Genomic DNA, 21,981 nt, shown 5'->3' on the forward strand with positions numbered 1-21,981 from the left:
TATTGTATTTTTATTTACAATTAACAAAAACAAGTAAAAAATCCCTAAAAAAAGAAACAGTTGAGCAAAATTGTTCAACTGTTTCTCTTTTTATCACTTCACGACCTACTTATTGATTATGCACTTCTTTTTCTTCTTCAATTAAAACATTTAATATATACGTATATTGTTTTACAAATTCAATATATGTAACACGCGCTCGATTGATGAGAGTTCGTAATTATTGGGGGTCACGAATCAAAATTTCACTTTATAGAACAAGCACTTTTTGTAACACATCATCTAATACATATTGTTTGTGTACAAGTGAAGAAACCATACCGCTTTGCATCCCTCTATATGCTGGAAGAAACGTAATTATATCGCCTACTCGATATGTCTCACTATCTGTTATATCAATGATTAAATGATCACTACTTCCGCCAAGAATCTCGATATGCCCATCAAGTGGATATAGCCCACTAATATCAAGATCTTGTCGACCAATCGCAACAATGGCTCGCAATCGTTCTCCTTTTTCTTCAAAACATGGAACTTGACCGAAAGCGTTTTTTCCAATCACACCTCTAGGCATCGAAGGCTTTCTTTTAACCTCAATAATCTCAGCTTCTACTGAAAATATATCTTGGTACATAAAAGGAATGTTCTTCCCATATGCTGTTTCTTTCCCAAGAAAAATAGCCTCACCAATACGAAGAGAATTGACCCGCCCTATTTCTTTCCTTTGTAAGATAAGCGGTAAGGAACTGGAGTTTCCACCCGAAATAATGGAAAGTGGCTGCGCGATTGTTTCTTCCACTAGCTCAGTCAATTGTGTTAGCTCTAGCAAAGAAGATTCAGTTGGAATCACACCGCTAAAACAAGTAAAATTGGCTCCAATACCAACAAGCTCTATCCCCTGTATCCCCACTACTCTTTGGGCAATCTCCACCATTTGCACAGGCAACATACCTTCGCGAAGGTCTCCTAAATCTACCATTAAAATGATCTGATGTATTTTCCCATATTTCGTCGCAGCCCTTCCCAATGCCTCAATCACGCAGAGTTCAGAATTCAAACTTATATCTGCAGTTAGAACTGTCTCCTCTACTTCTGATAAAGCTGGTGTTCTAATTAAAAGAAGTTCCGCACTGTTTCCCATCATTTTACGGATTTTATGAAGATGCTGTAATCTTGAATCTGCAAATTTTGTAAATCCAGCTTCTTTCAAAATTCCGATTACTTGTGTTGCAGCACTTACTCCTTTTGTAACTGGAAAACATGAAACATTTGCATGCTCACATAATCGTTTTATCATAATGGCATTATGCTTTAGTTTTGAAAGGTTTATTTTCATGATGGGCCGCATTTTTATTCCTCCTACATACAAAGTGGATTGGGGAAATTTGTATATAAATACGATTTCGCTTGATCATGTATTCTCATCGAAAATAATGCCTTAGTCTCAATACAAGGTGCAAATATTGCTGCTCGTTGCTCTTCTGTTACCCCTACCATAAAATCTTCCACCACAGCTGCAACAATTCTCCACAACTCTTTTTCCTGTATATCATCAACTGCTCGAGCCAATGTAAATAGCAAATCCCCAAAATGATTTTGCAATACAGAATGAATAAACTTGTTATATACTTCAGTCATATTCTCTGTAAATAATGCTGCTTCTTTCATAATCGAGAGGTCTATCAATTCCGCCAATTTCTCTTTATAAATTCTTACTCCACCAAGATCACGAATGAGAATACGTTGTACTTCACCATTTTTTGTCACAATAATAGAATTTTGCATATGTCCTTCTAGGGCAATCCCATATCGTACAACAAGTTCTAACAATGGCAACATCACTTTCTCAGTATAATGAGCAATATAATAGAATATCTCTTTTTTACCGATTTCCTCTTTGTCAAAATATGTACGCATTATATCTAAAATGACAGATTCGTTTTCTTTTAATGGATTATCGGCTGTTAAACTTGCACCAACCCATAATAATTCTCCTTCTCTTCTATACTGATTGGGATCATCCCGTAAAATAAATGCTAAATTACGTCCTAAATCCCTAGTATTCGGTTTAGAAAAATAGGCTCCTACTCGTTCCCTTACAACAACAATAGACTGCTCTAAATTTTGTTCCTTTGTATAGATGCCATCTAATACTTTTGATAATAGTGGGCCATTTACTGTTATTTCTGGTGACACGGTACGAACTGCACTCGTTGCTTGCGCTCGCACTGGAAGTTTCACGTGATATGGTAATTTTAATACATTCATTGTTCGAAATGATAATGTTGCACGTGAAGATAGTTGATATGGCACTGGAATAATCCACCCCTCTTCTAACTCTGAACCATATTCTTCTTGTAATACATGTTCATACTGCCATGGGTGAATGAGAAATGGATAATAATCTTCCATTCTTTTTTCTTTATTTACAAGTAATGTGTGCACTGCTTCATATAACTCTGGTGAATTTTCATATATAAGTGGTTTCTGCATGTGATCTCCGGTTACTTCAGCTACTTCTTTATGAACGAGAAGAACATGTAACGGAACAACATGTTCAAATTCTGGTGCATACAATTTCACTTCTTCTCTTGATAAACCAAGTTTCGTTTTCGTAGATGGATGAAGCGGATGTCCCTCAATAACAAGTGATTCCGTATAAGTAAGCTCATCAAATGGTATACATGCTTGTAAAGCTTTTAAAAATTGATATAAATTGTTAGGCTTTGTTTTTGTTGCAAACAAAACGTTTGTCTCTAATTGTTGTTTCACCCATTCTTGTTTCCGATTCCATGCTTCGTATGCTAGTGCTAAATTGGTTACACTGTTTTCCAATTCTTCTTGTAAAGACTGTGAAATATGAATACGAAAGAACGGGGCAACTTCTTCCCAAAACATTGACAATGAATCAATCCACCGTATATGTCCACGAACTTTAAAACGAATTGGGAATATAAACTCGTATCGTTCAAACGCTCCCTCTTGTTTTACTTCTAACAATAATTCCGCATCGTTCATACTATCTACAATCTCTATGCCATGCTCATGTTTCAATATTGCACAGTTCTCTTGTAGCACTTTCTCTCGAATCAATGCATTGCAAAAACGATTTAAAATACTACGTTCTGCTTTTACTCTATTAACTTGTTTTCTTTGCATGGACAAATTCCTTCACCTTTCCTTTTTGCTGTTTCAGTTTTATAAATTGAAATAAAGACGGGATCATACATATAACTCCCATTAAAATAAATGTTTGAGCAATACCAACATATTCAATGGAATAACTAACTAAAATAGAACCAAGTGGTATCATCCCTCGATCCATCAGTACTACACTAAGCATAAGTCCCCTCTCTTCTTCACGGACATGATGCTGAAAATAGACACGGTTACTTGATCGTAATAACTGACCAAATAGACCAATAGAAAATAAAAGAATAAAAAATACATATATATTACTAACAATCAGTAGTGCTAAAGAAATTGAAAATGCAATTAAGCTAACATTATACAGGCGTACTTCTGAAATATATGTCAATGCTTTTGGAAGAATCACAGTAGCTATGATTGCACCAATTGCAGCTGATGACATAGCGATTCCAAACACTTCTGCTTTTCCCGTAAATTGCTTTGAAACAAGCGCTGGTAAAACCGATGTATAGGAAAAACCAAAAGCCATTGTAATAAGTGATGTCACAAAGATATTTCTTCCCATTTTGTCATAAGAAAAATATGCAGCAATTTGTTCCCAACTCGCTTTTTTCTTTTCTTTTCGCTTTTTCATTTGGTGATCTTTCATTGGTATCACAAGAATCCAAGCAATAAGTGCACAAACAGCCTGCATCATAAATGTTAATTCGATATGCCCTGCTGCAATAAGAAATCCTGCTAATGCCGGCCCAGTTGATCGACAAACATTCATGACAAATGAATGCATGGAAATCAGTTTGCTAATTTGATTATTTGTATCAATATCTGAAAGAAGTGTATTCCGGTTTGGTGTTTCTAATGCACTAATGACCCCACGAATAAATGAAAAAAGTAAAAAGATAAAATATGAAGGAGTAACTAAAGCAACATAAACCGCAAGTAAAGTTGTCAATACAAATCCCCATAAGGAATATGATTTCATTAATTTGACACGTGGATACAAATCACAAAGCTTTCCTGCATAAACACTAAATAATACGATTGGAATGAGTCGTACAAAGTTTAACCATCCTAAATATGTCGCGCTATGGTACAAATCATAGACATACCAATTAATAGCAGTCATTCCGAGCCAATTCCCCATAAACAAAAAAAATGAACTACCAAAAAACAGTTTTCGAATAAGAATCACCTCAAATTTTTTGTTGCATTTTTTAATCCACTCTTTATAATTGAAATTGATTATCGTTATCACTTTAAAGACAATATAAAATATTCTCTCTTTTTTGTAAAGAGCTAAAATTGAGGAAGGTGGTTTCTATGCACTTACACAGCATTCATTCATTTGAGGTAGAAGAACAAACATTATTTTCTTTTTTACAGCAAAACCATCCACCGCTACATGAAATATATAAGCAAAATTTATATAAAGGTCGGAACGGTATATTAGAACGACTACTATCTTCTGTCATCCGAGAAAATATAAGCAATCTAATGGATACTGTGGTGACATTTCAAAAGTCAGCGAAGACGTTTGTTTCTATTTCAGCGTACCGTTGTCCAGATTATTTACTAGATTATATACATACACACCAGAAGAGTTTTGAAAAATATTCCATAATACAAGCTTTATATTTTAAGAAACAAGACTGCTACTTACTCGTACCAGTTCAACAAATGTATGCTTTCGAACGTCCAATTGTAAACGGGCCATACATGCTCATATCACTATCTGAGCAAAAAGAAATTACACATCCAAATGAAGTGTTAGCTTTAATTTTTCAAGAAGGTTGGAAAGGACAGTCTTCTTATTTTCATATGTTCGAAGAGGATTTAGCTAATAGTGCTGCTAATTTATCGCTTGCCTATACATTTCATGAACAGTCTACTGAGGTATCAACATTAGAAGCAGCTGCACAAACAGATAATCATTATGCTTTTTTTGAACAGCTTGTTATTGAAGGACACCCTTGTCATCCTGGAGCAAAAATGCGAAAAGGCTTAAACCCTGAAGAAACAATTGCGTATTCAGCAGAGTTTAAAAATACGATTCCACTTCGATTTGTAGCCGTTCATAACAAAGAAGTAAGTACTGCGTTTATGAAATCACAAGATTGGAATCCTATCATCTTTTCTTTAGAACCTGTACTGAAAGCCGAGGCAGAGATTAGGCTAGATGATAGAATAGATGATTATCTTCTATTACCTATCCATCCTTGGCAAACGATGCATACATTGCAAGAATTATACAAAACAGAAATTGAACAGAAAAAAATTATTATTTTTGATTATGAGGCGCCTTATGTAGCTGGTATGTCATTTCGTACCATCTTCCCAGCACAGTATGATACAAGAAAACCTCATTATAAGTTAACAACGAATGTTCATTTAACAGGAGAAGTGCGAACCTTATCAGAACAAACGATTCATAACGGTCCACTGATGAGTAATATATTACAAAAAATTATAAAAGAAGATACAAGTATCGATGAAAGAAGATTTATTCCGATTATGGAATGGGCTGGCGCACATTTTCTCAGTGCAAATGACTCTAATATAGATTTGCAAACTTTGAGAAGTGAAAATCTTGCATGTGTCATTCGTGATAATGTATACTCCTATATAAATAAAGATGAATGGGCTATTGTCGGTTCTGCTCTTGTTGCATCTGCACACGGAGCGAATCAACCACTTATTGTTGAACTTATCGAACTATATAAAGTAAAGAATTGTCTACCATTACATGATGCAATCGTTTCATTTATTGAAAAATATGTAGCTAACGCTTTAACTGGATTTATTCCACTTATGGTGAAGTACGGAATCGGCTTAGAAGGCCACTTGCAAAATACAGTACCTGTCTTTAAAAAAGATGGCACACCAGACCGACTTCTTGTTCGTGATTGGGAAGGCATTCGTGTTCACCGTGGTCGTTTACAACAGGAAGGGCTTGACAGTACAAACTTCCATCACAAATCACGCATTTTAGTTGATGATGAAAAGAGCGTACGAAACAAGGTATTTTACTCCGTTATGCAAAATCACTTTGGAGAGTTATTTATTCATGTAAGCCGTTTCTATAACATAGACGAACAATTGCTTTGGAATATTGTAAAACGAGTCACAAAAAATATCTTTTTAGATTTACAACAAGACTCACGCTATACAAAAAACGCAACAACTGATTATGATATCTTCTTTGCAGAAAAGGTAGACTATAAAGCCCTGACGCTAATGCGAATGATGGGGGAAGCTCACTCCTATTTTTATGTAAAAGTCGATAATCCATTGTATAAATAACAAAAAATCCTTCTTTTCTCATTAGAGTGAAGAAGGATTTTCTTTGCTTCATGTACAAGATCTTTATTTTTAAGATTATACAGGCTTAATATGAGAAAAGGTATAAAGTATATCAATAATATACCAACTCCTAAAAGGACAATGTCATGATTTAATATATTTCTCCTATTTCAAATTCAACTTATAACTTTCAAAAGTATCTTCTAAAAGCATCGTCTCCAAATAATATGATTAGCTGCTTCACTTCATCATTGCGGCAAAGCATCATACACATATGGATCTTTTGGCTTTTCCATTTTTTCTACTTTACTAACTTTTACAAGTGGAAACAGTACCCCTTTATACGTCGTTTCATCTAATATCCCTGTAACTTTCACCCACGTTTCTTCTGGAAGAGTGTTTATTTCATTTCCAGAAACAATCATTCCCCACACAGCGGCATCTGCAACACAACATGTAATTCCATAGCGAGCGACTACTACTTTATCTTCCTTTACTTCTTTATCATGATAAACAAAACCCGTAAAAGTTATCTTTTTCCCTTTAAATCCAAGCACATCTTGACCGATTACATTCATCGTTTGAATATAATTTTGATTGTCTACTTGAATTGTATTTTGCTTCAGTATGTTTTTTTCTAATTCTTTTTGTGACTGCTTTTGCGTAGGAAGGTTTTGAATAGGTTCTTCTTCTTGATCCACTAATAGTTCCCTCCAATCGGAACTTTTGGATTGTTGCTTCGCTCCTGCACTTTGATTCATGCCACGTTTTGCTGCTACGCTACCATCAAGTGTCACATTAGAAAATAAAAATGCACTCACAATCGGAATTAAAAAAATTGCGTATAGCATACAAATTCCAATTTTTGATTTTGGAACTGTATGATTTTTACAGCAGTTACATCCTCTTTTTTTCTCCTCATTCCCATTCCATACTTGTAAGCAGCCTAAAATTAGCGAAAGAAAAAACGCAAAATAGATAAACTTTATCATTTTTGGTGCAACAAAATAATCAATATTCCCTGTTACCAATAGTTTAAATAGAAGCATTGCAAATCCAAGTAAAATAATCCCCCGAATATATGTATGAAATTCTTGTTTACTTTGCTTTTTCATTATCGTCATCTCCTAACTCATTGCAAACTGAACAACGATATATACACTAATCGTGACAATTCCAATAAAGAAGAAAACAAATCTTTTTTGAAAGTAAGCAAATAACATCAATGTATTTTTCAAATCTAACATCGGCCCAAATACTAGGAAAGCAACGAGTGCTTTTACTGAAAATATATGACCAAATGAAGCTGCGATAAATGCATCTGCTTCTGAACAAAGCGATAGTACATAGCCAAAAGCCATCGTGACAAAAGGTGAAATTACCTCGCTATTTGCAATTTCTACAAGCAAGTTACGATCTAAAAATGTTTGAAATAAACTTGCTAAGAACGCACCAATTAATAAGTACCTGCCTGTATCAAAAAATTCATCCACTCCATGACTTATTACATCTCGCCAACTTTTTTTCTTCTCATCATGAGTAATCACTTTTTGTTCTTTTAAAATACTTTTATTACGGTATACATAATACACAACTAAGCCTATCAATAATGCAACAAATAACGCTAACCCAAAACGAGCATATACAACATTTGGATTCGTTCGAAATGCATAATACGTTGATAAAAACACAATTGGATTTAAAATTGGGGTACTTACTAAAATCACCATTCCTACATGGGAGGGTAACCCTTTCTGAATTAGCCTTCTTACTACAGGAATGATGACGCACTCACACATTGGAAAAATGACACCAACAAAAGCTGCTGGAATCATTGCAACAATTGTTGACCTTGGCAATATTTTTTGAATCATCTCCTCTGTTACGAATACTTGAATAACCGATGAAACAATAACACCTAATAAAATAAATGGTACTGCTTCAAAGAAAATACTTAAAAAAATTGCATTCACATTTAGCCATTCTTTTGGAATACTTTTGTGCAAGTTTGCTAGATTTGTAAAATCTACAAAAAATAATAAAAAAAGAAAGATTGCAATGAGAAGCGTACCAATTAACTCTTTTGATATTCTATTAAAAACCAACTTCCTCGCCTCCGTTTTATTCATATTTAATCGTATGCTTGTCCTCTTTTTCTATGACAATCCCAAACATTTTTCATACTTCATTCCTATTCGTAAATCGTAATCATTATGATTTATTGTTGCATTTCTTTCTAAAGTCATTTATCATAAAGCGTAATGATTACGATTTAACAGGAGGTATATACAATGAAAAAAGTGCCCATTACCGTTTTAAGTGGTTTTTTAGGCTCTGGAAAAACAACATTATTGAATCATATTTTGACAAATAGAGAGGGCTTAAAAGTAGCTGTCATTGTAAATGATATGAGCGAAGTAAATATTGATGCCGCACTTGTGAAACAAGGAGGCTTTTCTCGTACAGAAGAAAAATTAGTAGAAATTCAAAACGGCTGCATCTGTTGTACCCTACGAGAAGATTTAATCATTGAGGTAAACCGTCTTGTAGAGGCAGGAGATATTGACTACATTGTGATTGAATCTTCCGGCATTAGTGAACCTATTCCTGTTGCACAAACATTTACGTATATAGATGAAGCACTAGGAATTGATTTAACGAGCAAGTGTCGTCTCGATACGATGGTTACTGTAGTCGACTCAAATCGATTTTGGGATGACTTTGCCGCTGGGGAAAGTTTACTAGATCGAAAACAAGCAATTGATGAAACAGATACACGAGAAGTTATCGATCTACTAATTGATCAGATTGAATTTGCAAATGTAATTCTTTTGAACAAAGTGGATTTACTAGAAAAGGAAGATGTTATCGAACTCCATCTTCTATTACAAAAGTTAAATCCTAGTGCAAAAATCATTGAATCTTCATTTAGCGCAGTACCACTAAATGAAATTTTAAATACAAATTTATTTAACTATGATGAAGCTAGCCAAGCAGCTGGTTGGATTCAAGAGTTAAATAATGATCACCATACGCCAGAAACAGAAGAATACGGCATTAGTTCCTTTGTTTATCGCCGCAAACGTCCATTTCATCCTGTTCGACTTATGAATTGGTTAAAAAACTGGCCATTAGATGTCGTAAGGGCAAAAGGTTTTTTCTGGCTCGCATCTCGTAACCATATGATGGGAATTTTGTCTCAAGCTGGCTCTTCGATTACAATCCAAGGGGCTGGTGAATGGGTTGCAGCATTACCTGCAGCTGAGCAGCAGCAAATAATTGCAGAAGAACCAGAAGTCTTAAAAAATTGGGATAAACAGTACGGAGATCGAATAACAGAATTAGTCTTTATTGGAGTTGAAATGAATCAATATCATATTGAGCGCTCTTTGGATACATGCTTATTAACTGATGAAGAAATGAGACAGGATTGGGATGATTTTGTTGACCCGATCCCACCTTTTACCGTGGTATCATAATAAAAAGTGAAAAAACAAGATGGTTTCCCTAAAAGGTTACCATCTTGTTTTCGTTTATTCTTTAGAGTTACTAGACCTATTTATTACATTACTCCATATAACAAGTACAATTGTACTTATAACAACAAAAAGTCCATAACCAATCCCCACAGCGTCACCAATTGCTTCTAATCCAAATGGTAATAGAGCGGTAGTAATTCCTATTACATAAGAAAAAAAACCAGCTATTTTTGCAAGTTTTTCTTTATCCCCTACAAAGGTCTCTTCTTGATATCCTGCTAAGAGAAATAATCTCTTTTTTATGTGAATTTGGTATCCCAAAATGATAATGAACATGGCTAAAAGGAAACAAATTATAAACCCACCAATCATCAAATCACTCCTTTACAATATTTTACCACAATTATATCCATTACTCATCTGATTCATTTTAAAAATTCTGTTTATTTTTAATATTACTCATGATATATTACATATTGTATTCGATATTTCAATTAAATTTCTTTCTGAAAGGAGAACCTAGCTATGGATTCAGGAAGATTGAAAGGCATTATTATGGTTATTACAGGTGCTAGTTTATGGGGTTTATCTGGTACTGCTGCACAACAACTTTTTCAACAAGACAATGTCTCTACAGAATGGTTAGTTACAATCCGCTTACTTATATCCGGAAGTATTTTGCTCTTATTCTCCTCATTTGGCAATAAAAAATCAGAAGTGCTTGGCATTTGGAAACAAAGGGCCGATGTAAACAGAATGATTCTGTTTGGATTGTTAGGTATGCTCGCAGTGCAATATACATATTTTGCATCTATTAAGGAAGGCAATGCTGCAGTTGCAACATTATTACAATATTTAGCGCCAATATTTATCACCGTTTACCTTATCTTCAAATGGAATATTCGTCCTACTAAAATCGATTTTATTTCGATCATACTCTCTTTAATCGGAACCTTTTTCTTACTAACGAATGGATCTATTGATAATTTAGCTGTTTCAACTCCAGCTATCATTTGGGGCATTTTATCTGGTCTGTCACTAGCATTCTATAGCCTTTATTCAAAGGAATTATTAGAGAAATGGTCTTCATCTGTCATTGTTGGGTGGGGAATGATTATTGGAGGCATTGGTGTAACCGTCGTACACTTTCTCTCCACAAATGAATTTATCTTATTATCAGGCATGAAATATTTACAGCCTAATAATCTTTTCCTCATTACATTTGTGGTTATTTTCGGTACACTTATCGCATTCTATTTATACTTAGATAGCATCCGCTACCTTACACCGAAAGAGACTACACTATTTGGTTGTACGGAACCACTTGCAGCTATTATTTCTTCTGTTCTCATTTTGCATGTTCCGTTTCAATCATTTCAATTATTAGGCGCTCTCTGTGTTATTGCAATGGTACTTGTACTAAGCAAGAAGCCAGATGAAAGGAAACCGAAACTACAATTTGTTGATACGAGAAAGCAAAATATAAAGTGAAAGGAAATGTTTTATCTTGCCTATTCCTCAAAATTATCGAAAGCAAGAAAGGGTATCTGCTAAATCACTCGTTTTACATCAATTACAAGATTGGATTATCGAAGGTGTTTTACAACCTAATGAGAAAATTAATGATGGAGAGCTGGCCGAAGCTTTAGGTGTGAGTAGAACACCAGTTAGAGAGGCACTGCAAGTATTAGAGCTTTCAGGACTTGTGGAGATGGTCCCTGGACAAAAAACGAAAATTGCTCCTATAAAACTAGAAGATATATCTGTTATTTATGAAACAATTGCTGGCCTTCATACGATTATCGGAAAACAGGCAATTCATCAAATAAATGAAAATGATTTGATAAGACTTTCTGAAATAAACTCAGCATTTATAAATGCCATAGATGAAAAAAATTCGAAACAAGCATTACACTTAGATATCCAATTTCATAATACAATCGTATCAATCGCTAAAAATACATACATCGAACCGTTCTTAGCAAGCATCCAACTTCATGTATTACGTCTTGAATACCTATTTTTCCAAAATTTCATTCCTGCGCGTCAATCGATTGAAGAACACAATTTAATCATCGAAGCATTAAAAAACCAAGATGCAGCACAAATCGAAAAAATCATGTCCAAAAACTGGTTGCGGCCAATGAAAGAAATACAAAAAATAATCTCTGCTAAATAAATAAAGACCCCTCCTTGTTTTTTTCCAACTTAGGGGGGTCTTCATTTACTATTCTATATGACTATGCGCGAACTTCGGCATATTTTTTAATGTCCCTATACTCTTTTTCTAGTTCCTCTAAAGAAAGCTCGTATAATTGTCGATCAAGAATTTTAAACACACCAGCTCCAATTAACTGGTCAATTAACTGCCTCCTGCGAATTTCAATAGCAAAACGGAGTTGACTACTCATCTTTTTAAAAACCCCTTTCTACAATAACTGAAAATGATAATCCTTATCAATTACCACTTTGATTATAAAGATGATATTTTAGAAGTAAAGTAATATGATGAGATATTTACCTTACAACTGTTTGTGGCCACATTATATATATGTATGTTGCAAGAATGAGTTTATGACACTTTTTATCATCTTTTTTCTTTCATACTTTGCAAAGTGGTTCTTTACGTATATATCCTCTATTTCTATTTGTCTCGTAATATGTCCTACATAAAACCTATCCTTCAATAAACGTGTCGCTTCTGCTAGTACGCCTTGTGTCTTCTTATCATTTCCTTTTTCTCAACCTAAAAATATGACTATTTCTTTTTCTTTCTCATATTGTTTAATACTGTAAGAAATGTAAAGGAGGATATAAAATTGAAGCGATTATTTCTTTGTATGGAACGTGAACTTCTTGTTGTAGAAAAAAGAAATGAAGAGTTTCAAGTTCAATATCACTTACAAAATATACAACCTACTTGTATTGCGGTTGATCCATTTCAACCAAATCGTATCTATTGCGGCACCTTTGGCCGAGGATTATGGGTAAGCGATGACCGAGGTGATTCTTGGAGACCAATTGGAGATTCTTACCGCTATTTTGACTTTCCTAAAGAAGATGGTATTTTACATTCTGCTATTACTTCGATTGCTATTAGTCCTATTAAACAAGTTAATGGCTACGGCATTGTTTATGTAGGAACGGAACCTAGCGCGTTGTTTTATTCAGAAAATGGTGGTGCAACATGGAGTGAGTGTAAGAACATGAAATCATTACTTTCTTCATACACATGGGCATTTCCACCTCGTCCTTTTACACATCATGTTCGCTGGATTACAGTCGATCCAAATAAACAAGATACAATACATGTATCAATTGAAGCAGGCGCTATCATTCGAAGTAAGGATAATGGCCAAACTTGGGAGGATAAAAAATTCGGCGCTCCTATTGATGCTCATCAACTACTTATGCACCCACAGGCCCCGAATCGTCTGTATGCATCATGTGGCGATGGGTTTATGGGCGGACCTGACCGTGCATATCTTGAAAGTTATAATAGCGGAAGCAATTGGACTTCTTGTAGCGAGGGCTTAGAACACCACTATTTATATAGTATGGCTATCGATCCTGGTGATTGTGATACGATACTGGTCTCTGCTGCACCAAGTGCTGACCTAGCTCACCATCGTATACCTTATGAATCTTATATTTATCGAAAAACAAAAAACACTCCTTTCCAAAAAGTGCAGCACGGGCTACCTTCAGCAATCGGAACTGTCATCTCTATGCTTGCAACAAATCCTGCCGAACCCCATACATTTTATACTTTAAATAATAATGGTGTATTTCAGTCTTTAGATAGCGGGCAAACTTGGGAGCAATTAAACATTCCTTGGAAAGAAGAATACAAAACGCAACATCCACATGCTTTATTGATTACTTCCTAACAGAAATAAAAGGGCTGTCTTATTTTCATAAGACGCCCTTTTATTTCTGTTATTTCTTTAAATCAATCACAATATCATCTAAAACGATTTTTTTATTTTTTGCTTCTTTTTTAGGTACTTCAATCTTCTTCTCTTTTCCGTCTCTCATTTCTACCCCGCCATGATTTTCGGGGGTATGAATTCGTAAGTTAACACGAGGAGTGATAATAAGTTTCGTTGCATTTTCATTGAGCTTTTGAAATGTGTCACTCCAATGAATATTATAGGAATCCTTACCTGATCCACCATTTCCTTCTCCAGAATAATGATTACCTAAATCATCTTTAACTTCCAACTCAACATCTACAGCATCCCATTCCTTCCTTGTATTTTTAGAAACTTCTTGATTGTAATAAAGAATAAACGATATCGGTGACACTGCCACCTTTTCCATATTTACTTTTACGCCTTCTTTTTCGGAACTTCCACTAATTGTTTTTTCTTTACTATCCATTGCCTTTACAGTAAGAGCAAAATTCCAATTCCCTTTTATTTCTTTCTTTTTATCCGGTATTTCTATTTTGTCTATATTCCATCTAAGGTTTATTTTGTCTTTCTTATTACTGCTATGATGTGTCGTTGTCGCCATACCTACATACTTTTTATCTGCAACTTTAGAAATTTGAGAACTTCCTGTTCCTCCACCAGCCTCCATTATCTCTAACCCACCTAATATAATTGGGTCATCCCCTAAATCTTGCTCACTTTCCATTGAATACGTTATTGATACACTTCGTCCATCAGAAATCACATCATTAATCGTAACTTTAATCCCATTATTTTCTCTCGTCATATTTAACTCAGTAGAAAACTCTTTATAATTTTCATAAAGTCCCGTTCTACCATTATCTAAAAACCGAAAAATATCCCCTACAATTGGAAGCCCCCCAGCGTAAGTAGGAAATCCAATTCCAAGCGTTGCAACTGATAACCCTACTAAAACAGATGCAGCAGCGACACTCTTTTTCCAGTTTCTCGTTTTTTTCTTTTTATGTATAACCTGTTTTAAATTTCGTTTCACTTTTTCTTTTTCAAATTCATAGACCTTCATTTCCTCTAAGTCTTTTTCATCTATATCAACATCATTTAATAATTCATAAATATCTTTCATATCACACTACCCCCCAGACTAATATTCATAGCATTTTGTTGTAGTTTCTTTTTCCCACGATAAATTCGATTATCTATCGCAGCCCTCGTTAAACCTAATTTCTCTCCTATCTCCTCCGTTTTTAAACCGAGAAGATATTTCATCATGAACACCTTTTGGTCTACGGGATCTAATTGATTAATAAGCTTTATCAATTCTTCTCTATCTTCCATAATAATTAATTCATCTTCTACCGATTTTTCCATGATTAAATTGAATTCATCTGAAATAATTTCTATTTTCTTATTTGCTTTTCTGTAATAATCAATCGCTTTAAACTTAGCAATCGCTGCAATCCACTTCTTAAAATCGTCTGAATCTCCATGAAACTTTTCAGCATTATTCCAAATCGAAAGAAAAATATCATTGATACATTCATCTATCAATCCATCATTTTGAAGCGGAACAAGAACTTTATGCGTTATGCCCTTTATTAATGGTAAATATATATCGACAATAAACTCTAATGCATCTTCTTTTTGCCGCTGCAACCTTTTTATAAAATTTTTCTCATTTGATTTCATCTCACAATTCCCCTTATTTTGTTGTAAAAGCTTTTACACCCTATATAACGTACAGGAAAATTTTTTCTCTCACATTTATCATCATTTTCTTAATTTCAAAGGGTAATTATATTTTTTCATATACAGCAAACCTTCAATATATGAGAAATCCACCGAAGGCTCGTTCGAATTAAATTATATAAATTCCACGCTGATTCTCATCTATGTAAGAAAAATAAAATAAGCTTAGAATGTATCTATCCTAAGCTCACTTTTTCAAAAATATTATTTTGTACATTCTCTATTTTCCGTATCAATAGACCACCCAATTATGGTCGCACAATCTCTTCCCTTCCATTCAAGCACGCTTGCTAATGCAGGCTCAATCTGAAGACAATCCCCCCTATGCAGCACTTCAAGTAAGGACTGATCATCATGAAACGTTTGCTGATCACACTCTAACATACCGTCTGTTGCCAAAACAATATGATTCATTCCTTTCTCTAATCCACGAACTCCTGAAGTGAAACACGGCGTATTAGCAGCAAACACATTTTTTCTTCCAATATACTCGTAGAATTTACGTTTATTTAATCTTCCTTTTCCATTCTGTAACTGTTCTGAATGAAATAAATATGCAAAGCACTCTCCTACTGATAACCAATATAGGAACTCACCTTTTCGCAAACAAATTAAACACGCAAGTTCTTCATTTTCTTGTTCACTTTTCTCAATAAACGATTCATCTGTAAATAACGCTAATAAATACATATGTGTATGATGAAACGCGAGGTGAACTGGATATGAGAACAATTCCTGTAACTTCTCTTTTCTTTCCGAAATTGCTTCTATTATATAATGTATCTTTTTCGTTTTATGATGAGCATCAAAGATCATAACAAATTCAAATTCTAATTGCGGGTCCCACCAAGCTAGTACTGCATCTCCTCTTTCATACGCATCACTCTCTTGATTCCCACCATATATACCAACTGAAAGAGGACCACATTTTTCAACATGTATCTGATCTAAATACATCTTTTCATGACTAATCCATTTAAATGTATACACTTCAATCATCCTCTCTCTTGCTATTTGTATGCCTTTACACTAAGAGTACCGTAAATTTCAAGAAAAATAAACTTTTTCAATTTTTTTATGTGAAATAGAAGGAATTTACTTCTCACAAAAAGAATATATCTTATTATACGATATAAATAACAAACGGAGGATTTTATCATGAAGAACATCAATCAAAATTGGGAAACCATTTATTATCACTTACGGTATGAATATACAGACAATCTTTCTCACCAAGCCATTCGGATTCTTCAAATCATTTCTCGAGAAACGGAGACTACAATTGGGAAAGTTGCATCTGAATTAGGCTTATCTCATAATACAGCATCAGAGCATGTGAAACGCCTTATCCAAAAAGGATTCGTTATAAAGGAGCGAAATAAACGAGATGAACGAGTCGTTAATCTCGCATTGACCACAGAAGGTAAAGAAGCTTTAGCAAAACATACATTATTAGATGAAGAAAAATTAAAAATATTAGAAGCTCAATTTTCAGAAGAAGAACAACAATTACTTGAAAAGGCTTTTTCATTACTAGCAAAGGAGTCAAAATATGCATTTCCTCGTTAAGGTAATCGTCTCTGCTTTAATTATTGGCGGTGTAACTGAATTCGCTAAACATTATAGTACGCTTGGCGGTTTCATAGCTGCCCTTCCACTTATTAGTTTACTTAGCTTGTTTTGGATTTCTGTTGAAGGCGGGAGTAAACAAGATTTAAGTCAATTTGCTTTAGGGGTATTATATGGATTCCCCGCATCAGCACTACTATTATTTATTGTTTATATTGGATTAAAGAATTCTTTTTCACTCAGTACCTCTGTACTATTCGGTGTAGGCATTTGGTGTATCGTATTTGCTTGTCAAAAAACATTTCAATCTTAGTGGAGGATATTACCATGAATCGTTTTGTAGAAGTACGCGGAAAGAAAATGGAAGTTTGTATAATGGGAAATGGCTCTCAGACTGTTGTGATTCAAACAGGGATAGGATGTTCCTTTTATGATTGGTTCCAAATTGCAGAAAAACTTTCTTCAAATTATACCGTAGTTCTATTTCATCGCCCTGGTTATGGGAAAAGTGAACTTGGTAACGAACCACGTACGACACTACAAGCAACAAAAGAATTGCACGAATTATTACATATATTAGCTATTAGGCAACCCATTATTTTAGTTGGTCATTCTTATGGAGGATTATGTGCACAGCAGTTTGCAATGTTACATTCTAATCAATTAAAAGCTGTAATTCTTGTTGATTCAACGTCTATGAACTTACATCGATTAGACGATCTTGATTTACCTGTCTCAGATAAAACAGATTCAGATGATATGTGGCTACAAAAATATAGAAGTTATTCTAATATGGATTCAGACTCACTTTATGCAGAACTACAATCTATATTAGCAAATCAACATAGTCACTTGTCATCACGTAAACAAAAACAATATGTGGATTTTTCTACCTCACCATTATTATACAAAGCAACTACTTCTGAACTTTCAGAATGGAAAAATTGCGCAAAAAGAATGAAACAACTTGAAGTAACATTAAAAACTCCACTTGTTATCATCGGGAGGGACCCGAATTACTCCATCGGGGAGATGATTCAAGGTGGAATGCCTAATGAAGAAGCTACAAAGCTTGAAGAAGTTTGGCAGGAGCTTATTCAAGAGCAACTTATGCTCTCTCAAAATAGCCGATACATCCTCGCCCAAAATGCTAGCCACGGAATCGAAAGTGACCGCCCTGATATCATAATTCATGCAATTCATTCTCTACAAGAAGATGATATACATAACGTAAAAAACAGTGAAAATCCCAGAGCTAAATAAACATACAAAAAAGGAAAGCAGCCTTCGCTGCTTTCCTCTTTTATCTATGCATAATCTTCCTCGTCTTCATCACCATCATAATACGAGTTCCCATTATTCACATATATAGGACCATTTGCAACATCAACACGAAGTACCCATGCCCATGGTACATCTAAACGTTTATGTAATGCGCGCCAGAATCTCATTGACTTTCTTTCATACTCCTGGAGCTCCTGAAGTATATCTTTATAGGAGGAACCGTCTAACTGAACATTTGCTTCTAATAAACGAGAATAGGCATAGTGCTGTAATTCTAGTTCAGCAGCAACTTCCATTTCTTCTGGTGTTGCCATACCAATAATTGTTCCATCTGATGGAGCAATTTCGTATACATTATGAACTTCCATAAGCCCTTCCTTCTCTTTCTCAAACATGTAAACAGCCTCCTTTATCATACTTTTTTTATGGTACAAGAGCATACTTCTCTAACCGCTCTGTTCTTTCCTGCTTTCTCGATAAAATTTTACAAATTATTCACCAGATGACTGGTTTCTATCCTTACAGCAGAAATTAATTTTTCTTCATTAAAAGTTAATTTATATATATCTGGCATTTCAAGTGCTTTCCAAAAATTAAAATCATATTTAGAATCAAAATAATTCATAATGAGTACCATAATATTTCCATGCGTTCCAACGACAATGTTTTTCCCTCTGTAGTCTTTTAAAATTTTCTTGATACATGCACTACCACGCTGTTGTGCACTATTATTTGATTCTCCACCATCGAAAGAAAATGTTGGATTTTCCCATACTTTTGTAATTGTTTCCTCAAAATCTACTACCGGTTCTTTACTTAGTAGTCTCTCACGCAAATCTTCTTCCATATGTATCGGTAATTCAAATTGAACCGCAACTCCTTGAACAGTTTGAATTGCTCTTTTATATGGACTAGAAATGACAACATCAATTTTCTCTTCTTTTAATAAATCGGCTACACTTTGCGCATCATTCCGTCCTTTTTCAGATAATGGCCGTTCCCTTTCTTCCGGTGTATATATAGAATGAGCATGGCGAACGAAATATATTGTAGTCATCAATTACTCTCCTTTTTTGTTAAGGTATTTGAACATTAACAATTTCATTTTTTCTTTAGTTGTAAAAATTTATATTCAATAAAATATAAACGAAATCCTGTTCCTTCATAACAAACAAAAAGATGACTTATATAAGTCATCTTTTTGTTTACATAATAAAATTATATCATTATAACTTCCCTCTAAATTCTTCGCTCGTTACAACATCTCGGATAAAGTGATTTACATTATTTTCAAGTTTTTTATACGTTATCTTATCTAAATCGTTGGACATAAAGACTATTTCAACCCTGTTTCCTTCTTTATCAGTACCGTAAAAGCTATTTGTTAATACAAATGCTGTTGAACCTCCTTTTTTACCAGCATGTTCATATATCCTGTCTTTAACAGTTCCCTTAAAAATCCGCTCGATTTCATCCTGCATTGCCTTTGGAAACTCATTTCTATTATTGATTTTCCTTATTAAATTCATATAATCTTTAGCAGTTGCGCTTACTAATCTATCAGACCAAATACGTTGAAATTCTATATCCGCTTTTAATGGTATATTACGCTTTTTCCATTCTTCTTCGTCTTTCATCCATTCATGTATTTGTAAAGCGTGCTTTCTATATTCATCCATGGACATTTTACGTAATACTTCTAATGATTGATCTTCAGAAATATGAAGTTCTTTTTCTGCATATCCCCTCATATACAATGCCGATGTATATGGATAGAATGCATCATGACTATTTAATTCTAGTTCCTTTAAACTTTCATTTACTCTTTCCAGTCCCAATCTCTCTAATAAGTAAGTTGTATTTGCATTGGAACTAAAGTGAATCATCCCTATAGCTACTTCTTCTAATGAAAGCTTTTCATTTTTTATTGCATTTCTTATTTTTGCATCCTCTAACCATGCAGGATGTGCTCCAGCATCTGTGTCTGGTACGTAATATTTTTCTAAATCTTGTAATGGAACTTGTTCCTGTGAATTTATCTTTCCTTCTGAAACTTGTTTTGCAAATTCCACTGCTACTACTATTTTTGCCATACTTGCTAACGGTAATTTTTTATTCTCATTTACAGAGACTAGTACCTCACCGTTTCTTCTAATAACTAGTGAACAAGTTTGATCATCTTTATGTTCTTTTATGTAATTTAGTACATAATTGGGATCTTCTTTTGAATAGTAATATTCCATAATTACAAAAAAAGCTATAATGATTGCTAAGATGATACAAAGTATTATCCCTATAATCTTTAATATTTTAACTATATTTATCCCTCCAACAACATATTATTTATTATACTAAACAAATTAACAAATATATCAAGTGCCATTTTAAATTCCATACAAAATAGAGCAACTCTTATCCAAAACAAATAAGAGCTACTCTATCTCACAAGAAGTCAGCTCTCCATTTAATACAACTACTATACCAGGCCGCTGTTCATCCGTAGAACGCTTTAAATGAGGCGGCCCAATCACAACAGATTCCTTAATTGGAGCAAGATCCTTAGCTAAATGTTCAGCATTCACACCGTAAGCGGCTTGGAATACTTCTGGAGGGGTCATTCTAAGTACGTCTGATCCTTCAGCTGTTTCAAATTGATCATTATTGAAAAAGAGATGTAAATGTACTTCTTCTGATACAGCTGTAATCCAGTGCCACCATCCCATTGGAATAAATACTGTTTGCCCAGCTTTTGCCCGATAATTTTGCAGTTGATTCGTTTCTGGATTTAAAATAGAAGTAATTGCTTCTCCAGAAACGACGACATCTAACTCCCAAGCATTTGGATGCCAATGTGGTTCCCTCATATGACCTTTCGTCATAAAAAGATCGACAAACGCTCCTCCAATCATTGCTGGTAATTGTGTTGAAGTCACTTCATAAGCAATATTTTTATCATTCCGTTTAAAAAATACATTTTTCCGTGAGTCAAAGAAAAGATTTGGTGTACCAGAACTTTTCTTTAAGTTTTTATTATCTGGAACATATCCAGAATTAGCCATTCGATCCCTCTTTTCTATTCCCAACATTTCATACTTAACGTTGTATCATATGGAAGAAATGAGACTGATGTGCCTATCTAATATCTTTTTGACATAACAAAAAAACATGCCCAAAATGCCAGCATGTTTTGTGATACACTTCACATTGTTTAATTAAAAAATAAACTTCTTTACTTACCGTGATGTAACATTAAATCACCAAATTCTTCTTCGATATGATTTAACTTTGCAATCCCTTCTTTCCATTTATGGATATAACGTGATACTCCAACAACAAATAAAGTAATAATAGTAGAAAGAATAATACCATAGACAACAGTTACAGTATTCATAAGTTACACTTCCTTGTAATAGGTTATAGAATCATTATATGCCTTTTTTTGATGAAATGGTGGAAATTCAAGTTATTGTAACAAAATTGATTTTTCTAATTATACAAATAGTATTCACCTTAATAGGAGAAACCCTAAAAAAAAT

Annotated in this window: 23 protein-coding genes; 8 read left to right on the forward strand and 15 right to left on the reverse strand. The window is 34.2% G+C overall.

What is annotated here, in order from left to right; translation table 11 throughout:
• Positions 1-250 precede the first annotated feature (250 nt).
• From CN288_RS01155 to CN288_RS01165, 3 genes are read right to left on the reverse strand one after another with little or no spacing between them, the layout of a single operon-like run.
• Positions 251-1,348: an alanine racemase gene (locus tag CN288_RS01155; protein WP_026591736.1), complete on the reverse strand. Its 1,098-nt coding sequence runs from the start codon at positions 1,346-1,348 to the stop codon at positions 251-253.
• 11 nt (positions 1,349-1,359) lie between these two features.
• The gene (locus CN288_RS01160) at positions 1,360-3,159 is read right to left on the reverse strand and encodes an IucA/IucC family protein (protein ID WP_176527641.1); all 1,800 of its coding nucleotides are present in this window, start codon (positions 3,157-3,159) and stop codon (positions 1,360-1,362) included.
• Positions 3,140-4,405, reverse strand: coding sequence for an MFS transporter (locus tag CN288_RS01165; protein WP_331280095.1), 1,266 nt, complete (start codon positions 4,403-4,405; stop codon positions 3,140-3,142). The genes CN288_RS01160 and CN288_RS01165 overlap by 20 nt, the downstream gene beginning before the upstream one ends.
• Positions 4,406-4,470: 65 nt before the next feature.
• Between CN288_RS01165 and CN288_RS01170 the strand changes: the two genes are divergently transcribed.
• Positions 4,471-6,450, forward strand: a complete 1,980-nt coding sequence (locus CN288_RS01170) for an IucA/IucC family protein (RefSeq protein ID WP_098301727.1) — start codon at positions 4,471-4,473, stop codon at positions 6,448-6,450.
• 248 nt (positions 6,451-6,698) lie between these two features.
• Here CN288_RS01170 and CN288_RS01175 read toward each other — a convergent pair whose 3' ends face one another.
• Together CN288_RS01175 and CN288_RS01180 are read right to left on the reverse strand one after the other, a co-directional pair.
• Positions 6,699-7,565, reverse strand: coding sequence for a TIGR03943 family putative permease subunit (locus CN288_RS01175; RefSeq protein ID WP_090692267.1), 867 nt, complete (start codon positions 7,563-7,565; stop codon positions 6,699-6,701).
• Positions 7,566-7,577: 12 nt separating this feature from the next.
• Positions 7,578-8,555 carry a permease gene (locus CN288_RS01180; protein ID WP_303745771.1) on the reverse strand — a complete coding sequence of 326 codons (978 nt, stop codon included), beginning with the start codon at positions 8,553-8,555 and terminating at the stop codon, positions 7,578-7,580.
• Between the two features lie 186 nt (positions 8,556-8,741).
• Here CN288_RS01180 and CN288_RS01185 point away from each other — a divergent pair, with 186 nt between their 5' ends.
• Positions 8,742-9,929: a GTP-binding protein gene (locus CN288_RS01185; RefSeq protein ID WP_090692275.1), complete on the forward strand. Its 1,188-nt coding sequence runs from the start codon at positions 8,742-8,744 to the stop codon at positions 9,927-9,929.
• Positions 9,930-9,983: 54 nt separating this feature from the next.
• Here CN288_RS01185 and CN288_RS01190 read toward each other — a convergent pair whose 3' ends face one another.
• The gene (locus CN288_RS01190; protein WP_026591742.1) at positions 9,984-10,301 is read right to left on the reverse strand and encodes a DUF3784 domain-containing protein; all 318 of its coding nucleotides are present in this window, start codon (positions 10,299-10,301) and stop codon (positions 9,984-9,986) included.
• A gap of 153 nt (positions 10,302-10,454) precedes the next feature.
• On the opposite strand from CN288_RS01190, the gene CN288_RS01195 reads away from it, so the two are divergent.
• Positions 10,455-11,420 (forward strand): DMT family transporter, encoded by a 966-nt coding sequence (locus CN288_RS01195; protein WP_098301729.1) that lies wholly within the window; start codon positions 10,455-10,457, stop codon positions 11,418-11,420.
• Between the two features lie 16 nt (positions 11,421-11,436).
• Complete coding sequence (locus CN288_RS01200) at positions 11,437-12,108, forward strand: GntR family transcriptional regulator (protein ID WP_026591744.1); 672 nt, start codon at positions 11,437-11,439, stop codon at positions 12,106-12,108.
• 61 nt (positions 12,109-12,169) lie between these two features.
• Here CN288_RS01200 and fbpA read toward each other — a convergent pair whose 3' ends face one another.
• Positions 12,170-12,340, reverse strand: coding sequence for a Fur-regulated basic protein FbpA (gene fbpA, locus CN288_RS01205; RefSeq protein ID WP_026591745.1), 171 nt, complete (start codon positions 12,338-12,340; stop codon positions 12,170-12,172).
• 408 nt (positions 12,341-12,748) lie between these two features.
• On the opposite strand from fbpA, the gene CN288_RS01210 reads away from it, so the two are divergent.
• Positions 12,749-13,819, forward strand: coding sequence for a WD40/YVTN/BNR-like repeat-containing protein (locus CN288_RS01210; protein ID WP_090692282.1), 1,071 nt, complete (start codon positions 12,749-12,751; stop codon positions 13,817-13,819).
• A 49-nt stretch (positions 13,820-13,868) separates the two neighbouring features.
• Here the strand turns inward: CN288_RS01210 and CN288_RS01215 are convergent, their stop codons facing one another.
• The 3 genes from CN288_RS01215 to CN288_RS01225 form a co-directional block, all read right to left on the reverse strand.
• Positions 13,869-14,969 carry a DUF4179 domain-containing protein gene (locus CN288_RS01215; RefSeq protein ID WP_026591747.1) on the reverse strand — a complete coding sequence of 367 codons (1,101 nt, stop codon included), beginning with the start codon at positions 14,967-14,969 and terminating at the stop codon, positions 13,869-13,871.
• Positions 14,966-15,532, reverse strand: coding sequence for a sigma-70 family RNA polymerase sigma factor (locus tag CN288_RS01220; protein ID WP_026591748.1), 567 nt, complete (start codon positions 15,530-15,532; stop codon positions 14,966-14,968). Before CN288_RS01220 ends, CN288_RS01215 begins: the two co-directional genes overlap by 4 nt.
• Positions 15,533-15,796: 264 nt before the next feature.
• On the reverse strand, positions 15,797-16,591 hold the full coding sequence (locus CN288_RS01225; RefSeq protein WP_026591749.1) for a protein phosphatase 2C domain-containing protein: 795 nt from the start codon (positions 16,589-16,591) through the stop codon (positions 15,797-15,799).
• Between the two features lie 159 nt (positions 16,592-16,750).
• Between CN288_RS01225 and CN288_RS01230 the strand changes: the two genes are divergently transcribed.
• Genes CN288_RS01230 through CN288_RS01240 form a run of 3 tightly spaced genes read left to right on the forward strand, consistent with a single transcriptional unit; the run spans position 16,751 to position 18,424 of the window.
• Entirely contained in the window at positions 16,751-17,161 is a 411-nt protein-coding gene (locus CN288_RS01230; protein ID WP_026591750.1) for a MarR family winged helix-turn-helix transcriptional regulator, read from the forward strand.
• Positions 17,145-17,474, forward strand: a complete 330-nt coding sequence (locus CN288_RS01235) for a DUF3147 family protein (protein WP_026591751.1) — start codon at positions 17,145-17,147, stop codon at positions 17,472-17,474. The genes CN288_RS01230 and CN288_RS01235 overlap by 17 nt, the downstream gene beginning before the upstream one ends.
• Before the next feature lie 14 nt (positions 17,475-17,488).
• Positions 17,489-18,424, forward strand: coding sequence for an alpha/beta fold hydrolase (locus tag CN288_RS01240; protein WP_026591752.1), 936 nt, complete (start codon positions 17,489-17,491; stop codon positions 18,422-18,424).
• Positions 18,425-18,468: 44 nt separating this feature from the next.
• Here the strand turns inward: CN288_RS01240 and CN288_RS01245 are convergent, their stop codons facing one another.
• The 5 genes from CN288_RS01245 to CN288_RS01265 form a co-directional block, all read right to left on the reverse strand.
• The gene (locus CN288_RS01245; protein WP_026591753.1) at positions 18,469-18,861 is read right to left on the reverse strand and encodes a hypothetical protein; all 393 of its coding nucleotides are present in this window, start codon (positions 18,859-18,861) and stop codon (positions 18,469-18,471) included.
• Positions 18,862-18,929: 68 nt separating this feature from the next.
• A complete protein-coding gene (locus CN288_RS01250) occupies positions 18,930-19,502 on the reverse strand; it encodes a histidine phosphatase family protein (protein ID WP_026591754.1) in 573 nt (190 codons plus the stop codon).
• A gap of 169 nt (positions 19,503-19,671) precedes the next feature.
• Positions 19,672-20,763: a serine hydrolase gene (locus CN288_RS01255; RefSeq protein ID WP_035414873.1), complete on the reverse strand. Its 1,092-nt coding sequence runs from the start codon at positions 20,761-20,763 to the stop codon at positions 19,672-19,674.
• A gap of 114 nt (positions 20,764-20,877) precedes the next feature.
• Positions 20,878-21,504 (reverse strand): cupin domain-containing protein, encoded by a 627-nt coding sequence (locus tag CN288_RS01260; RefSeq protein WP_098301730.1) that lies wholly within the window; start codon positions 21,502-21,504, stop codon positions 20,878-20,880.
• A gap of 170 nt (positions 21,505-21,674) precedes the next feature.
• The gene (locus tag CN288_RS01265) at positions 21,675-21,836 is read right to left on the reverse strand and encodes a hypothetical protein (RefSeq protein WP_026591757.1); all 162 of its coding nucleotides are present in this window, start codon (positions 21,834-21,836) and stop codon (positions 21,675-21,677) included.
• Positions 21,837-21,981 lie beyond the last annotated feature (145 nt).

The sequence above is a fragment of the Bacillus sp. AFS023182 genome (assembly GCF_002560575.1).
GTDB lineage: Bacteria > Bacillota > Bacilli > Bacillales > Bacillaceae_G > Bacillus_A > Bacillus_A arachidis.

Coding starts and splice junctions, on each gene's coding strand:
- CN288_RS01155 (WP_026591736.1), bottom strand. CDS start 1,348: ATGCGGCCCATCATGAAAATAAACCTTTCAAAACTAAAGCATAATGCC.
- CN288_RS01160 (WP_176527641.1), bottom strand. CDS start 3,159: ATGCAAAGAAAACAAGTTAATAGAGTAAAAGCAGAACGTAGTATTTTA.
- CN288_RS01170 (WP_098301727.1), top strand. CDS start 4,471: ATGCACTTACACAGCATTCATTCATTTGAGGTAGAAGAACAAACATTA.
- CN288_RS01175 (WP_090692267.1), bottom strand. CDS start 7,565: ATGAAAAAGCAAAGTAAACAAGAATTTCATACATATATTCGGGGGATT.
- CN288_RS01185 (WP_090692275.1), top strand. CDS start 8,742: ATGAAAAAAGTGCCCATTACCGTTTTAAGTGGTTTTTTAGGCTCTGGA.
- CN288_RS01190 (WP_026591742.1), bottom strand. CDS start 10,301: ATGATTGGTGGGTTTATAATTTGTTTCCTTTTAGCCATGTTCATTATC.
- CN288_RS01195 (WP_098301729.1), top strand. CDS start 10,455: ATGGATTCAGGAAGATTGAAAGGCATTATTATGGTTATTACAGGTGCT.
- fbpA (WP_026591745.1), bottom strand. CDS start 12,340: ATGAGTAGTCAACTCCGTTTTGCTATTGAAATTCGCAGGAGGCAGTTA.
- CN288_RS01215 (WP_026591747.1), bottom strand. CDS start 14,969: ATGAAAGATATTTATGAATTATTAAATGATGTTGATATAGATGAAAAA.
- CN288_RS01220 (WP_026591748.1), bottom strand. CDS start 15,532: ATGAAATCAAATGAGAAAAATTTTATAAAAAGGTTGCAGCGGCAAAAA.
- CN288_RS01225 (WP_026591749.1), bottom strand. CDS start 16,591: ATGATTGAAGTGTATACATTTAAATGGATTAGTCATGAAAAGATGTAT.
- CN288_RS01230 (WP_026591750.1), top strand. CDS start 16,751: ATGAAGAACATCAATCAAAATTGGGAAACCATTTATTATCACTTACGG.
- CN288_RS01235 (WP_026591751.1), top strand. CDS start 17,145: ATGCATTTCCTCGTTAAGGTAATCGTCTCTGCTTTAATTATTGGCGGT.
- CN288_RS01240 (WP_026591752.1), top strand. CDS start 17,489: ATGAATCGTTTTGTAGAAGTACGCGGAAAGAAAATGGAAGTTTGTATA.
- CN288_RS01245 (WP_026591753.1), bottom strand. CDS start 18,861: ATGATAAAGGAGGCTGTTTACATGTTTGAGAAAGAGAAGGAAGGGCTT.
- CN288_RS01250 (WP_026591754.1), bottom strand. CDS start 19,502: ATGACTACAATATATTTCGTTCGCCATGCTCATTCTATATATACACCG.
- CN288_RS01260 (WP_098301730.1), bottom strand. CDS start 21,504: ATGGCTAATTCTGGATATGTTCCAGATAATAAAAACTTAAAGAAAAGT.
- CN288_RS01265 (WP_026591757.1), bottom strand. CDS start 21,836: ATGAATACTGTAACTGTTGTCTATGGTATTATTCTTTCTACTATTATT.